The 13,577-nt window shown below is 73.1% G+C and carries 15 protein-coding genes; 4 read left to right on the plus strand and 11 right to left on the minus strand.

Annotated elements, in window-relative coordinates:
* Window positions 1–2 precede the first annotated feature (2 nt).
* Genes GL325_RS05100 through GL325_RS05140 form a run of 9 tightly spaced genes read right to left on the minus strand, consistent with a single transcriptional unit; the run spans window position 3 to window position 8,953 of the window.
* The gene (locus tag GL325_RS05100) at window positions 3–842 is read right to left on the minus strand and encodes a MurR/RpiR family transcriptional regulator (RefSeq protein WP_187768799.1); all 840 of its coding nucleotides are present in this window, start codon (window positions 840–842) and stop codon (window positions 3–5) included.
* On the minus strand, window positions 839–2,074 hold the full coding sequence (locus GL325_RS05105) for an allantoate amidohydrolase (RefSeq protein ID WP_187768800.1): 1,236 nt from the start codon (window positions 2,072–2,074) through the stop codon (window positions 839–841). The genes GL325_RS05100 and GL325_RS05105 overlap by 4 nt, the downstream gene beginning before the upstream one ends.
* Complete coding sequence (locus GL325_RS05110) at window positions 2,071–3,285, minus strand: alanine--glyoxylate aminotransferase family protein (protein ID WP_223110964.1); 1,215 nt, start codon at window positions 3,283–3,285, stop codon at window positions 2,071–2,073. Before GL325_RS05110 ends, GL325_RS05105 begins: the two co-directional genes overlap by 4 nt.
* The gene (allB, locus tag GL325_RS05115) at window positions 3,282–4,631 is read right to left on the minus strand and encodes an allantoinase AllB (RefSeq protein ID WP_187768801.1); all 1,350 of its coding nucleotides are present in this window, start codon (window positions 4,629–4,631) and stop codon (window positions 3,282–3,284) included. Before allB ends, GL325_RS05110 begins: the two co-directional genes overlap by 4 nt.
* Window positions 4,632–4,633: 2 nt before the next feature.
* Window positions 4,634–5,539 (minus strand): factor-independent urate hydroxylase, encoded by a 906-nt coding sequence (gene pucL / locus GL325_RS05120; protein ID WP_187768802.1) that lies wholly within the window; start codon window positions 5,537–5,539, stop codon window positions 4,634–4,636.
* Between the two features lie 2 nt (window positions 5,540–5,541).
* On the minus strand, window positions 5,542–5,847 hold the full coding sequence (gene uraH, locus GL325_RS05125) for a hydroxyisourate hydrolase (RefSeq protein WP_154595476.1): 306 nt from the start codon (window positions 5,845–5,847) through the stop codon (window positions 5,542–5,544).
* Window positions 5,844–6,335, minus strand: coding sequence for a 2-oxo-4-hydroxy-4-carboxy-5-ureidoimidazoline decarboxylase (gene uraD, locus GL325_RS05130; RefSeq protein WP_187768803.1), 492 nt, complete (start codon window positions 6,333–6,335; stop codon window positions 5,844–5,846). The genes uraH and uraD overlap by 4 nt, the downstream gene beginning before the upstream one ends.
* Window positions 6,336–6,383: 48 nt before the next feature.
* Window positions 6,384–7,904 (minus strand): AtzH-like domain-containing protein, encoded by a 1,521-nt coding sequence (locus tag GL325_RS05135; RefSeq protein WP_187768804.1) that lies wholly within the window; start codon window positions 7,902–7,904, stop codon window positions 6,384–6,386.
* Window positions 7,901–8,953 carry an acetamidase/formamidase family protein gene (locus tag GL325_RS05140; protein ID WP_187768805.1) on the minus strand — a complete coding sequence of 351 codons (1,053 nt, stop codon included), beginning with the start codon at window positions 8,951–8,953 and terminating at the stop codon, window positions 7,901–7,903. The genes GL325_RS05135 and GL325_RS05140 overlap by 4 nt, the downstream gene beginning before the upstream one ends.
* An 82-nt stretch (window positions 8,954–9,035) precedes the next feature.
* On the opposite strand from GL325_RS05140, the gene GL325_RS05145 reads away from it, so the two are divergent.
* Complete coding sequence (locus tag GL325_RS05145) at window positions 9,036–9,707, plus strand: YoaK family protein (protein WP_223110965.1); 672 nt, start codon at window positions 9,036–9,038, stop codon at window positions 9,705–9,707.
* Here GL325_RS05145 and GL325_RS05150 read toward each other — a convergent pair.
* The gene (locus GL325_RS05150) at window positions 9,658–10,878 is read right to left on the minus strand and encodes a DUF6544 family protein (protein WP_187768806.1); all 1,221 of its coding nucleotides are present in this window, start codon (window positions 10,876–10,878) and stop codon (window positions 9,658–9,660) included. The two genes, GL325_RS05145 and GL325_RS05150, sit on opposite strands and share 50 nt — an antisense overlap.
* 140 nt (window positions 10,879–11,018) lie before the next feature.
* Here GL325_RS05150 and GL325_RS05155 point away from each other — a divergent pair, with 140 nt between their 5' ends.
* A complete protein-coding gene (locus GL325_RS05155) occupies window positions 11,019–11,855 on the plus strand; it encodes a sigma-70 family RNA polymerase sigma factor (RefSeq protein ID WP_187768807.1) in 837 nt (278 codons plus the stop codon).
* Window positions 11,856–11,923: 68 nt separating this feature from the next.
* Window positions 11,924–12,160 (plus strand): hypothetical protein, encoded by a 237-nt coding sequence (locus tag GL325_RS05160; protein WP_187768808.1) that lies wholly within the window; start codon window positions 11,924–11,926, stop codon window positions 12,158–12,160.
* Between the two features lie 10 nt (window positions 12,161–12,170).
* On the opposite strand, the gene GL325_RS05165 is transcribed toward GL325_RS05160, so the two are convergent.
* Window positions 12,171–12,827: a M23 family metallopeptidase gene (locus GL325_RS05165; protein WP_187768809.1), complete on the minus strand. Its 657-nt coding sequence runs from the start codon at window positions 12,825–12,827 to the stop codon at window positions 12,171–12,173.
* 119 nt (window positions 12,828–12,946) lie between these two features.
* Between GL325_RS05165 and GL325_RS05170 the strand changes: the two genes are divergently transcribed.
* Window positions 12,947–13,576, plus strand: coding sequence for a maleylpyruvate isomerase family mycothiol-dependent enzyme (locus GL325_RS05170; RefSeq protein WP_187768810.1), 630 nt, complete (start codon window positions 12,947–12,949; stop codon window positions 13,574–13,576).
* Window position 13,577: the final 1 nt, after the last annotated feature.

Raw genomic sequence — 13,577 nt, forward strand, 5'->3', positions numbered from 1 at the left:
GGTCACCCGGCCTCGATCTCGCCGACGAGGCGGTAGGACGCGTCGATCGCCGCCGCCCGTGCCGTGGCATCGGGGCCCACCCGGTCCAGCACGCGCGCCGACAGGGCCGCCACGACGCTCATCGCCGCCGCGTAGCTGTCGAACGCGGTCTGGGTCGACGCCCCGCACTCGATCCAGACGTCGCCGTGGCGCGCCAGCCGTCGGCCGGACGGGTCGCCGAGCAGCACGACCGGCGTGCCCTCCTCGCGCAGCAGCCGCAGCAGCCCGGGCACCTGCGGGGGCCGCCGCCGGAACGCGACCACCACGGCGGCGTGTTCCGGCCCGAGCCCCACGAGATCGTCGGACAGCGACTGACCCGGCGCCGGCGAGACACGCACGCGCGCGCGTGCCTGGCCCAGCTGCTGGGCCAGGTGGAGCGCGACCGGATAGCTGTTGCGCAGCCCGACGACGGTGACGGACGCACTGGCCGCCAGCAGCTCCGCCGCTCGCTCGATGGCCGGCTCGGCCGTGTGCAGCACCCGTTGCAGGTGCTCGGTCTCGGCCCTGACGTGGTGCTCGACCGAGGGAGCACCGTCGACCGTGACCGGCACGCCCGAGCTGCGCATCGTGCGCAGTTGCTCGCGCACCTGCGTGAAGTCGTCGTAGTCGAGCCGGCGGAAGAGCCGGCTCATCGTCGCCTTGGAGACGCCGGCCAGCTCGGCCAGCTCGGCCGCGCGATAGATCGCCAGGTCGTCCAGGTGGTCCAGCAGGGCATCGGCCGCCCGGCGCTCCTGGGGCGAGAGCGTCGGGTAGCGCTCCGCGATCCGCGACTCGATGGGGCGCACGTCCGACGTGTCGGTCATCGTCCCTCCACCCGCTCGGCCACCGCGAGCACGGCCCGCTCGAGGGCGTCGAGGGCCCGCGCGACGTCGATCTCGCGCACGTCCTCGTCCGGGTGGTGGCTGATCCCGTCGTGGCAGCGGACGAAGAGCATCGCCACGTCCGTGACCGCGCCGATCGCCATGGCGTCATGGCCGGCCCGGCTCCACAGCCCCATCGGGTCGGGGTCGGCCGTCGCGGCGATGCCCTCGACGATGGCCTCGGTCAACCACGGCGCACAGGGCATCGCGGGGGCGCGATGGGTCTCGACGACCGTCAGTCCGAGACCGCGCGCGGCGCAGATCCCCTGCAGCTCGACCTCCAGTCGCTTCCACATCGCGTCGCGGTCCTCGTCGGTCGCGGCCCGCAGGTCCAGGGTGAAGTCGGCGCGGCCCGCGATGACGTTGACCGCCCCGGGGTGCGCCTCGATCCGGCCCACGGTCGCGATGCACCCCGAGGGACGCACCAGCCGCTCGACCGCGGTGATGCACTCGGCGGCACCCACCAGGGCGTCCTTGCGTCGCTCGTAGGGCGTGCCGCCGGCGTGCCGGGCCTGGCCCAGGACGCTGATCACGAAGCGCCGTGCACCCGCGATGGCGGTGACGTAGCCCAGCGAGGCGTCCGCCTCCTCCAGGTAGGGGCCCTGCTCGATGTGCGCCTCGAGGTATCCGACCAGCTCCTCGGGGCGACGGGCCGCCTCGCCGACGCGCTCGGGGTCGAGCCCGAAGTCGCCGAAGGCCCGCCGCAGGGTGGTGCCGTCCGCGTCCCGCAGCCGCCACCAGGCGGGATCCCACGTGCCCGCCACGGCGCAGCTGCCCAACAGGGCCTTGCCGAACCTGGCTCCCTCCTCGTCGCCGAACCCGACCACCTCGAGCGCGAAGGGCAGGTCCCCGACCCGATCGCCCAGTCGCTCGGCCACGGCGACGGCCAGGACCACCCCGAGCATCCCGTCGTAGGAGCCCGCGTCCGGCACCGTGTCGAGATGCGAGCCCAGCAGCAGCGCGGGCAACCCGGGCGCACGGCCCTCGCGCCGGCCGTACTGGTTCCCGGCCGCGTCCTGCCACGTGGTCAGCCCGGCCCGGGTCATCCACCCGGCCACGAGCGCGTTGGCCGCCGCGTGCTCGGGTGTCAGGTGCACGCGCTCGAGGTGCGTGGGATGTGCGGAGTGCTGGTCCAGCTCGGCACAACGGGCCAGGACCTCGACGGCGGTCGTCATGCGTAGACCTCCTGCGCCGCACCGACGCCGCCACCGGCCGTCACCGGGACCCCCGCCGCCCGCAGCACCTGCTCGAGCGCGGCCAGGGTGACCAGCACGGCGTCCTTGCGGGCGTTGTGGCCCATGGTGCCGATCCGCCAGACCTTGCCGTGGAGCGGTCCGAACGAGGTCCCGATCTCGATCCCGAAGTCCTGCAGCAACGCCGCGCGGGCGCCGTCGCCGTCGACTCCCTCGGGGATGTGCACCGCGACGACGTTGTGCATCTTGTGCGCGACGTCGCCGAACACCTCCAGGCCCAGTCCCCGGACGCCGGCCAGCATGGCGGCACCGTGCAGGCGGTGCCGCTCCACCGCCACGTCGAGACCCTCGTCGACCAGCAGGCGCGCGCACTCGCGAGCCCCGTAGAGCATCGCGGTCGCCTCGGTGTGGTGGTTCAGCCGGCGTGGGCCCCAGTAGTCCATGATCTGGGCGAGGTCGAGGTAGTTCGAGGCGATCGGCACACCGCGCCCGACGTCCTCGGGCTCCGCGATCCCGGCCTCGACGTGACACCGTCCCTCGATGACCCCGACGGCACGCTCGCCGATCGTGATCGGCGCGCTGCCCGACGGCCCGCCGAGGCACTTCTGCAACCCCGCCGTCGCGACGTCGACCCCCCACGCGTCGACCTCGAACCGATTGCCGCCCAGGGTCGCCGTGGCATCGCAGTACAGCAGGGCGTCGTGGCGCCGGCAGATCTCGCCCAGGTCGTCGAGCGGCTGGCACATCGTGGTGGCGGTGTCGCCGTGGACCACGGCCAGCACCTTCGGGCGCACCGCCGCCACGGCCTCCTCGATCAGCTCGGGCGTGAACACCGTGCCCCAGGGCGTCTCGATCGTGTGGACCTCGGCACCGCAGCGCCGGCCGATCTCCGCCAGCAGGTGACCGAACCGCCCGAACACCGGAACGAGCACTCGGTCCCCGGGCTCGAGCAGGGAGACCAGCGCGGCCTCGATGCCGGCGCGCGACGTGCCGTCGACGAGGAAGGTCTGCTCGTTCTGGGTGCGGAAGACCCGCCGGTAGAGCTCCATCGTCTCGTTCATGTACGCCGTCATCGCGGGGTCGTACTGGCCGACCAGCTGGGCCGACATCGCGCGCAGCACGCGCGGGTCCGCCGTGATCGGGCCGGGCCCCATCAGCAGTCGCGGCGGCGGGTTCACGGGCAGGCTGGTCATCGGTCGTCTCCGAGGTCGGGTCGGGACACCAGGCGCCCGAACGTGGGATCGAGGTCGTGCCCCGCGACGAGGCGGCCGCGCAGGACGGTGCTGGTGACCCGGCCGTCCAGGCGCATCCCGTCGTAGGCCGAGATGGGGTTGCGGTGCGCCAGTCGCTCGGCGTCGACGTGCCAGGTCGCGGCCGGGTCGTGGATCGCGACGTCGGCATCGGCGCCCACCTCCAGACGACCCTTGCGGTCGAGGCCCACCAGGTCGGCGGTGTTCCGCGACATCCACCGGCTGACCCGGTCCGGGCCGATGCCGCGTCGGGCCGCCTCGTGGGCGACCGCGCCGAACCCGACCTGCAACCCCGAGACGCCACCCCACGCCTGCTGCAGGTCGCCGTCGCCGCGGCTCTTCTCGGCCGCCGTCGAGGGTGAGTGGTCGCTGACGACGCAGTCGATCAGGCCCTCGTCCAGCGCCTGCCACAGTGCGTCGCGGTTCCCGCTGTCGCGGATCGGCGGGCAGCACGCGAACTCCGGGGCCGCGTCCGGGATCTCCTCGGCGCTGAAGCACAGGTAGTGCGGGCAGGTCTCGACCGTGAGCCGCAGCCCTTCGGCCCTGGCGCCGGCGATGACGTCGAGCGCCCGGGCGCTCGACAGGTGCAGCACGTGCACCCGCGCCCCGGTCTCGCGCGCGCCGTCGATCACCTGCCGGATCGCCGCGACCTCGGAGGCGTCCGGGCGCGAGGCCACGAAGTCGCGGTAGGACCGGCTGGCGCGGGCTGGCGTCTGCGCGAGGATCGCGGCGTCCTCCGCGTGCACGATCATCAGCCCGTCGAACCGGGCGACCTCGCGCAGCGCGGCCAGGAACTCGTCGCGGTCCAGCGGCGGGAACTCCTCGACACCGGACGGCGACAGGAAGCACTTGAAGCCGAAGACGCCCGCCTCCCACATCGGCTCGAGGTCGGCCACGTTGCCGGGCACCGCACCGCCCCAGAAGCCGACGTCCACGATCGACTGCCCCTGCGCCGCCCCGCGCTTGAGCTCGAGGCTCTCGACCGTCGTGGTGGGCGGGATGGCGTTCAACGGCATGTCGACGAGCGTCGTCACACCACCCCGGGCGGCCGCCTCGGTGGCGGACCGGAACCCCTCCCACTCGGTGCGACCCGGCTCGTTGACGTGGACGTGCGTGTCGACGACGCCGGGCAGGACGAACGTGCCGTCCGGAGCGTCCAGCACGGCCCCGTCGACCACCTCGCCGAACGGCTGGATCGCCGCGATCCGGCCGTCGCGCAGCAGCAGCGTCGCCGCCCGGAACTCACCGTCGACCAGCACCTGGCGGCCACGGATGGCATCGAGCCGCATGCTCAGCAGAACCCCGCCACGGTGGCCCAGGCCCGGGGCGCCGCCGGGGCGCCCTCGCGCTGGACGGTCGCCTCGATCAGTCCGTAGGGGCGGTCGGCGGCGAAGAACACCTCGTTCGGGTTGTCCAGGCCGAACGGCGCCAGGTCGACGAGGAAGTGGTGCTTGTTGGGGCACGAGAGCTTGACCTCGGCGACCTCCGGGAACTGCTCGAGCACCGCACGACCCATCTCGAAGATGGTCTGCTGCAGGGCCAGCGAGTGCAGGCCCGCGAAGGTCTCGAGCATGGCGTCACGGATCGCCGCGTAACGCTCGTTCCAGTCACCGAGGTCGGCCGAGGTGTACCGCCACCACGCCGTCACCGAGGTGGCCAGGATCCGGTCGTCGGTCTCGGCCAGGGTCGTGTACCGGTCGCGTGGGAAGCCGTGGAACTCCGAGCCCGTCGTCTTCATGACCGTGCAGTCGGCGAACCCGGCGAGCACCCACGTGTCGGCGCCGTCCGCCTGCACGAGCGTCGTGCGGACCTCGCGCCCCTCACGCAGGAAGGCGTGGTCGTGGGGCCGACCGTCGACCGCGATCCGGTCCCAGGCGTGCAGCTGGGACTCCCAGCGGCCGCCGGTCACCTGCTCGAAGCCGTCGACGAAGTGCCGGCCCAGCGTCGTCAGGAACTGCTCGGGCGAGCCGATCCCGTGCTCGCGGGCGAAGGCGTAGACCGTGTTCTTCTGGGTGTCGGTGGCCACGACGTGACTGTTGTCGCCCGCCGTGTGGCAGTCGGCGAAGTCGCCGCGCAGCTGGGTCGTGACGTTGAGGTCCTCGACGCGGTGGACCTCGGTGTCGCGCGTGACCCGGACCAGCCGGACCTCCGCCTTGCCGTACTGGTTGGGTCCCAGGACGATGTCGCCGTGCGCCATGCTCAGCTCCCTCGGTAGGCGGTGTAGGAGAACGGGCCCAGCAGCAGGGCCACGTGCAGGTGGGGACGATCGGGCTCGACCTCGAACGTCAGCTGGACCGACGGGAAGAACGTGTCGCGGTACTGACCGGCGAACCAGTCCCCCGTGGCGTACTCGAGCGTGTGGGCTCCCGCGGCGAGATCGCCGTCGAAGGCGATCCGGCCGTCGGCGTCCGTCTCGAGGGTCCGGGCGCCGTCGAGCGTGACCGTGATCGCGGCGGCGGGCCGGCCGCGGGCGGAGTCCAGGACGTGGGTGGACAGGGTGGTCATGAGAACGATCCCTTCAGCCGCAGCGCGGCGATCTCGCGAAGCTGACCGGCGGTGACCGCCAGCTCGGTGTCGGGGTCGTGGTCCAGCCGGCGCTCGAGCTGTTCGAGGATCTCCTCGGCGTCACGGCCTGCCGCGCGGACCAGGAAGATGCGGCCGAAGCGGTCCTCGTAGCGTCGATTGCCCTCGGCCAGTCGCGCCACCGTGTCCGTCGAGCGGTCGACGCCCGACTGCTCCTGCTGCGACAGGGAGGCGCCGGCACCCGAGCCGGGGTGGCGCTCGCCGATGCGGGGGTGGTCCGCCAGGGCCTCCTCCACCTCGGCCGCGCCCCACCGGGCGCTCAGCGCGTCCGCCCGGTCGAGCAAGGCGTCGAGGCTTCCGTACGGTCGGCCCGTGACGACGGCGTCGACCCACGACTCGACGGCGGCGCACGCGCGAACGAGCGCTGAGGCGGCGGCCGGGTCGGCCTCGTCGAAGCGGGTGACGTTCATGCGCCCTGACGCTAGGTGGGCGGTGTTACACGAGCTGCAACGATCGTTTCAGGGGCGTAAACGTTGCGCGTGATCGACGGCGAACGCCAGCAGGTCGCGGTCGCGACCCGGCGCGGCGATCAGGCTCACCCCGCACGGCAGCCCTTCCTGCGTGGTGGTCGGGATGCTGATCGCGGGAAGGCCCCCGAGTCCTGCCAGGCAGGTCAGGCGCATCGTCGCATCACGCACCCGGCCCGGATCCGAGCCCAGGGCCGGGGCGACCGAGGACGCCGAGGGCAGGACGACGACCCGGTCGCCGACCAGGTCGCGGATCGCCTGTCGCGCCTCGGCCACCCCGGTGGCGGCGGCGGACGCCTCGTCGGGAGTGACCTGCGCGGCGGCCTCGAACCGACTCCGCACGTCGGGTCCCAGCACGTCGAGCCGGTTCCGCAGCCACGACCCGTGCGTGGCCCACGCCTGCGCCGCCTGGTGCACGCGGAACGCCTCGCGCCAGGACTCCAGATCGGTCAGATCCCACGACTCCTGCCGGGCCGACTCGCCCTCGGCGAACGCCTCGACGGCGTCGGCCACGTCCGGCTCGGCCAGGGCCCAGAGCTCGGGGACGGCGACGACCTCGCGCACCGGCCGCGGAGCCGTGTCGGGCAGCAGCACTCCACCGACCCGTGCGAGCAGCTCCGCGTCCCGCGTGAGCCAGCCGACCGCGTCGAAGGCGGGCGCCAACGCCATGGCCCCTGCCGTCGGGACGGCCCCGTGGGTCGTCCGCAGGCCGTACAGCCCCTGATAGGCCGCCGGCACGCGGATCGAGCCACCGGTGTCCGTGCCCAGACCGATCGTCGCGTGCCCCAGCGAGACCGCGCTCGCCGAGCCGGAGCTCGATCCTCCGCCGATCCGCCCCGGTGCGCGCGGGTTGGGCGGCGTGCCGTGGTGCGCGTTGGTGCCGGCCAGGCTGTAGGCGAACTCGTCGGTGCGCGCGATGCCGCGGACCGCGGCGCCTCCTCCGGTCAGCATCCGCACCGCCCACGCGTCCGACGGCTCGACCCGGGCCTGGTCCAGCCACGCCGGGTTCCCCGCGCCGACCGGGTGTCCCGCGACGGCGAAGAGGTCCTTGACGGCGACGGTCTCGCCGTCGAGCGGCCCCGAGCCCGTGGGCCGCGCCAGCGGGTCGCCGACGACGCGCCAGACGCGCGAGTCGAATGCCGGGGCGGGCACGGCCACGTGGGCGGCCATGACCCGCCACCCGTCGACGCCGCGTCGCCAGACCTGGGTCTGCTGACCGCGGCCCCCGCGTTCCAGCTCGGTGATCGCGACGACGAGCGCATGCGCGGGACTCAGCGACCGGACGTGCACCTGCAGCACCGAGCGGGCCGGTGCGCCGCCGCGTCCGCCGCGGAACCGGCTGATCTGGTCGTGACCGACGAGCAGCCCGGCCGCGTCGCCGCGCAGGGTGTCGTGTCCCTGCGCGAAGAGGCGGTCGAGCATCGCGAGGTCGTCGGACATCAGGGCGCGCTCATAGGCCCAGAAGGCGTCGAGCAGCCCGTCCGGCGCGGGATCGCCGAGTACGTGGGTCATCGGAAGTCCTCCAGCCGAATCCGTGCGTGCACGCCTTTCACGAGGTCCACCACCTGGCTGATGTTGAAGTCCGTCGCGGCGCTCAGGTACGCGTAGGCGTGCGCCGGATCCATCCCGTACCGCGCGCCCAGCAGGCCGATCGCGGCCCGCACGCAGTTCTGCACCGCGACGTCGAGATCGGGGTCCATGCCGGTGGGCACGAGGAACTCGCTGGTCCGGGCCAACGGGCCGGCCACCTCCCCGAGCTCGCGCAGCGCGTCCTCGCGGGCGACGACGTCGAACCGGATCGTGGCCCGCAGCGAGGCCTCCATCGCGGTCAACGCCACTTCTCCGTCGCCCTGCGCGAAGTGGGGATCGCCCACGTACGCGAGTGCGCCGTCGACCTGGACCGGCAGGTAGAGCGTCGATCCCGCGGTCAGCAGGTTGATGTCGATGTTGCCCCCGTGCGGCCCCGGCGGGACGCTGTGCGGTCGCTCGCTCCCGGCGACCGCCACCCCCATGATCCCCAGGAACGGCGCCAGCGGGAACCGCACGGTGCGGGCGTCGTCCGGCCCGTAGGCGATGTGCCCGTACCCGTCCTCGGCGCGGGCGAACACGCTCATCACGTCGCCCGTGGCGGGGTACTCCCCCGGCAGCGCCCCCCGTCCGTGACGGTTCGAGACGACCCCGTACGGCACGCGGGGCACCGCGTCGACGACGGTCATCGCCAGCAGGTCGCCCACCCGGGCGCCGCGGACGGCCACCGGTCCGGTCACGACGTGCGGGCCGTCCACCCCGAAGGTCCGCGGGACGTCGGCGCGGGCCAGCGCCACGGCGTCGTCGAGCACGTCCACGCCGTACCGCTCGAAGAACGCGCGAGGGTCCCGGCCCTGGTCCTCGAGGATCCCCTCGTGGCTGATCGTGTCGAACACGACCGTGTCACCCGGATCGACGGTCAGCACCGGCCGGTCGGCCGCGCACGGCAGCCGACCCCACAGGACATGGTCGAGGGAGGCGGGCAGGTAGGTCGCCCTGCCCGTCAGGCCGACGCCGGTGTGCAGGACGGTCATCCCGCGAGCGTAGGCAGGTCGTGTAACGCCGCCGTGACGCGTCGATGACACTCCGGTCGCCGATGTGGACCATGATCGAGAGGTGATCCGACGCCTACCCGCCGAGCGCCAGCACCTCGTCCTCATGCTGGCGCTGACGTTCTCGACCGGCATGATCGACGCCGTCGGATACCTCGGACTCGATCGGGTGTTCACCGGGAACATGACCGGCAACGTGGTCATCCTGGGCATGGGCCTCGCGGGCGCCGAGGACCTGCCGGTGCTCGGCCCAGCGCTCGCGCTGATCGGCTTCCTCGTCGGCGCGGCATTCGGTGGGCGCGTGCTCAAGGGCGCAGCCAAGGGCTGGTCAAGGCGCACCACCGTGCTGTTGGTGCTGGTCGGCGTGGTGATCATGGGACTTTCGGTGGCGATCTTCCTCGACCCCGAGCCCACCCGGCCCGTCGCGTTGACGCTCAGCACCCTGCTCGGCACCGCGATGGGGGTGCAGGCCGCCACGGCACGCCTGATCGGGGTCAAGGACGTGACCACCGTCGTGATCACCTCGACGCTGACGGGACTGGCGGCCGACTCGGTGCTGGGCGGCGGCACGGGTGCCGACAGCGGTCGCCGGTCCGCGGCCGTGCTGCTCATCCTGGCCGGCGCCGGAACCGGGGCAGCCCTGCTGACGTGGCATCTGGGCGCCGGACTCCTGGCCGCGGCGCTCATCACCTTGCTCGTCGCGGCCGTCGGTGCGCGGTCTCCCCGGACCGACTGACGCGCTCCGGCGTCAGCCCCTGGAGCGCGGGACCGGCGGCGGCGCCGGTCTCCACCTCGTGCACGTTGTAGGTGATCTCGTCGTACTCGAGCTCGATGTAGGTGAACCATCCGTCCGGCCCCAGCCAGCGCGCGGCTCCCCGGGTCAGCACCCGCAGGCCCTCCACGTCTCGGTGGGTGCGCAACGGGGTGGACCAGGTCTGCGGGGTGAAGGAGCGGCCGTCGGCCGAGGCCCGCGACCGGTCGTCCGAGACGAAGTCGACGAGGTCGTCGCGCTCGTCGAACGTCAGGACGGCCGACACGCTCTGGGTTCCCAGGGTGAACACACCGCGGACCTGCCGCTTGCCGACGGAGGTCCACGTGATGGGAGCGTCGACGATGGCGCCCGGCGCGAGGACCACGAGGTCGTTGAAGACGGTGACCGTCTCCGCGCGGTCCATCTCCGGCCCGGCCGCGTCGGTCACCGTGACGAGGGACAGCACCTTGGCCCGCATCGTGGCCCGCCCGTCCGCGAAGCAGTGCAGGACCGTGACGGGCACGCCCGAGCGGGACGCGATCATGAGGAACGTGCGTGTCGGGTGGTCGCCGAACGTGTTCACCTGCCGACCCCGGAACGGCATCCACTCGGCGTCCGGGTCGCTGCGGATCCGGCCGTGGAACCGGGCGTGGAGGGTCGCCTCCCGCGGCTCCCCGTGCCGCAGCGAGCGGCGGATGTACGCCGCCAGCGGCTCGGGCAGCCCGGCCAGCTCGTCCTCGGTCAAGGGCCTCGGATCGGGCGCCACCGAGGCGAGCGCCTCCTTGGACCGCCGCCGCCACTGGGCCCGGAAGCTGGGTGGCCCCCGCAGCAGCAGCGAGTACACCGCGACGAAGATCAGCAGGACGTTCACCAGGGTGCCCGACTTCGAGACGCTCCAGGACGTCATGATCGCCGCCTCGGACGTCACGGCGGCGACAATCGCCAGCAGCCACCACCAGGTGGGGGCGCCGAGGGCGGCGAGCAGGGCGGCCGCCAGCAACAGGATCGCCGCGGCCAGCCACAGGACGCCGAGGCCCGGGGACCGCGCGAGCATGGGGTCGTCGACCCACCCGAACCGCTGGGCCGCAGCCAGCAGATGAACGAACCCGTGCAGCACGAGGATCGCCACCACAGCCCAGCGAAGAAGATTCGTCATGACCTTCTCCCCCTCCCCCTGGTTCCACTGTGCTCCCGTGCCGGGCCTTGCGAAAGTTCACCGCGACGGCGGCGTCCGGTCACACCAGGGCCGTCCCGATCGTCAGAGGGAGGACCAAGGGACGTGGAAGGGTGAGGACCATGCAGCAGGACGAATGGTTCGAGGCCGAGCGGCCGCGTCTGGTGAGGATCGCGAGCCGGATGCTCGGCGACGCGAGCGAGGCCCAGGACATCGTGCAGCAGGCGTGGCTGCGCTGGCACGGGACCGATGCCGAGATCGAGAACCTGCCCGGCTGGCTGACGACCGTCACGACGCGGCTGTGCCTGGACCGGCTGCGGTCGCGCACCCCGGTGCCGGTCGACGACCTCGATCCCGGTGAGACCGTCGGCGACCCCGCGGACGACGTGACCCTGGCCGACACCGTCGGGGCCGCGCTGAGCGTCGTCCTGGATCGGCTCAGCCCCGGCGAGCGCGTGGCGTTCGTGCTGCACGACTCGTTCGGCTACGAGTTCACGACGATCGCGGAGCTGCTGGACACGACCCCCGCGGCCGCGCGCAAGCTGGCGTCCCGCGCCCGGGCGAAGGTCCGCCAGCCCTCCCCCGAGGACCGTCTGGCCGACTGGGAGGTGGTCGACGCGTTCATGGCCGCGGCGAAGAACGGGGAGTTCGAGCGGCTGCTGCAGCTGCTGGCGCCGGACGCCACCGTGACCGCCGACCGGGCGGCCATCCTCGTGGGCACTCCGGAGCACATCGAGGGCCGCGACGAGGTGGCGACCTTCTTCAACGGCAGCGCCCACGCCGCCCTCCCGGTGTTCGTCGAGGACCGGCCCGCCACCGCCTGGTTCCACCTCGGCCAGGCCAGGGTCGTCTTCGACTTCACCGTCGAGGACGGGCAGGTCACGGCGATCACGTTCCGCGCCGAGCCCGACGTGCTCGCTCAGGTCGTCCGCCGCGACGGAGCGGACCCGCGCGGCTGAGGCCGGTCACACTTCACCCACCCCGATCGTCAACAGGACACAGCACGGCACCGGAAAGAGGAGAAGCCATGAAGACCATGACCTGTCGCCAGCTCGGCGGCCCCTGCGAGCTCGCGCACCGCGGCGAGACCGCCGACGACGTCATCGCCGCCCAGGACCAGCACCTCAAGGACGCCGAGAAGGCCGGCGACGCGACCCATCAGGAGGCGCGCGACGCGATGAAGGGTCGCTGGCGCCACCCCAAGAAGTCGCTCGGTTGGTACAACGACATGAAGAAGTCGTTCGCCGCCCTCCCCGCGGACTGACCGGGGTCGGTCACGCTCCCGCGCGGACCCGGACGATCTCGGACTCGGCCGGGAGGGTGGGGCCGTCCGGGCCGCGGAATCTCAGCGGGAGGCCCCGTGCGGTGTCCCACGCGAGGCTGTCGGTCACCTGGAGGTGCACGTGCGGCTCGGTGCTGTTGCCCGAGTTGCCGCAGGCGCCCACGACGTGGCCCTCGGCCATCTCGTCACCGACGGCGACCCGCACCGAACCGCGCCGCAGGTGGGCGAGCAGGACGAACGGGCCACCCTCCCCCGTCGCGATCACCACGTGGTTGCCCGCGATGGACGCCGCACCGGCCCGCACGCGCCGCGCCTGCGTGAGCGCGTAGCCCAGCAGGAACGGTGCGGATCGCCGCGCCTCGTGGTCGGGCTCGCCGTCGTGGGCCACCACCACCCGGCCCGGACAGGGCGCCAGGATCGGCGCGCCGAACCCCACGAACGTCTCAGGCGGTTCGGTGGCCACCGCCGCCCGCCACGACCATGGCGCCGACCGGCCCTGCTCGTCCACGGCGACGAAGTCGATCGCGTAGGTCGTGCCCATGAGGTGGGTGCCGTGGCTCGGCACGCGTCGCGCCGGGCTGTTGCGCGCCTGCCAGCGACCGTCGAAGGGGTACGCGAGCTCGAGGGGCGCAGGGGAACCGTCGGCCATGGCTCCCACTCTGGCACCCGCGTGGCACCCTGCGGGACTCCCGCGACCTGGTCGTGCGCATACGTCCCCGGCGACGTCTAGCGTGAGGCATGTTCCTCCCCGAGACGCCAGGAGTGCAGATGACCGACGTGTGGCCGCTGGTCCACGAGCAGCGCCGAGCCCTGATCGCCGATCTGGAGCAGGTGTCGCCCGCAGCGTGGGACACGCCCTCGCTCTGCCCGGGGTGGACCGTCCACGACGTGGCCGCGCACCTCGTCGACAGCGCGCTCACGACGCGCCGGGGATTCGCCGTGGCCCTGGTCCGTGCCCGGTTCGACTTCCACCGCCTCAACGAGCGCGGCGTCCAGCGGCGCCGGGGCCGGACGCCGGCCGAGACCCTCGACGGGCTCCGTGCCGCCGCCGACAGCACCGCGACACCGCCCGCGCCGTTGGACAGCCGACTCGTCGAGGAGGTCGTCCACGGCGAGGACATCCGCCGGCCGCTGGACATCGAGCACGTCTACCAGCAGGAGGCCGTGCTGCGCGCCATCGGCTCGCAGGTGCGCACGCCGGGATCCCTCGGCGGGGCCAAGGACCATCTGTCGGCGGTCCGCGTCGCCGCCACCGACGCCGACCTCGAGTTGGGCGACGGTCCCCTCGTCAGCGGTCCGGCACTGTCGGTGCTTCTTGCGCTCTCGGGGCGCACGGTCGCGCTCGACGACCTCGACGGCGCGGGCGTCCCCGTGCTGGCCGAGCGTCTGATGACCTGAG

Origin of the sequence: Aeromicrobium sp. 636, assembly GCF_024433585.1 — a bacterium.
Taxonomy (GTDB): domain Bacteria; phylum Actinomycetota; class Actinomycetes; order Propionibacteriales; family Nocardioidaceae; genus Aeromicrobium; species Aeromicrobium senzhongii.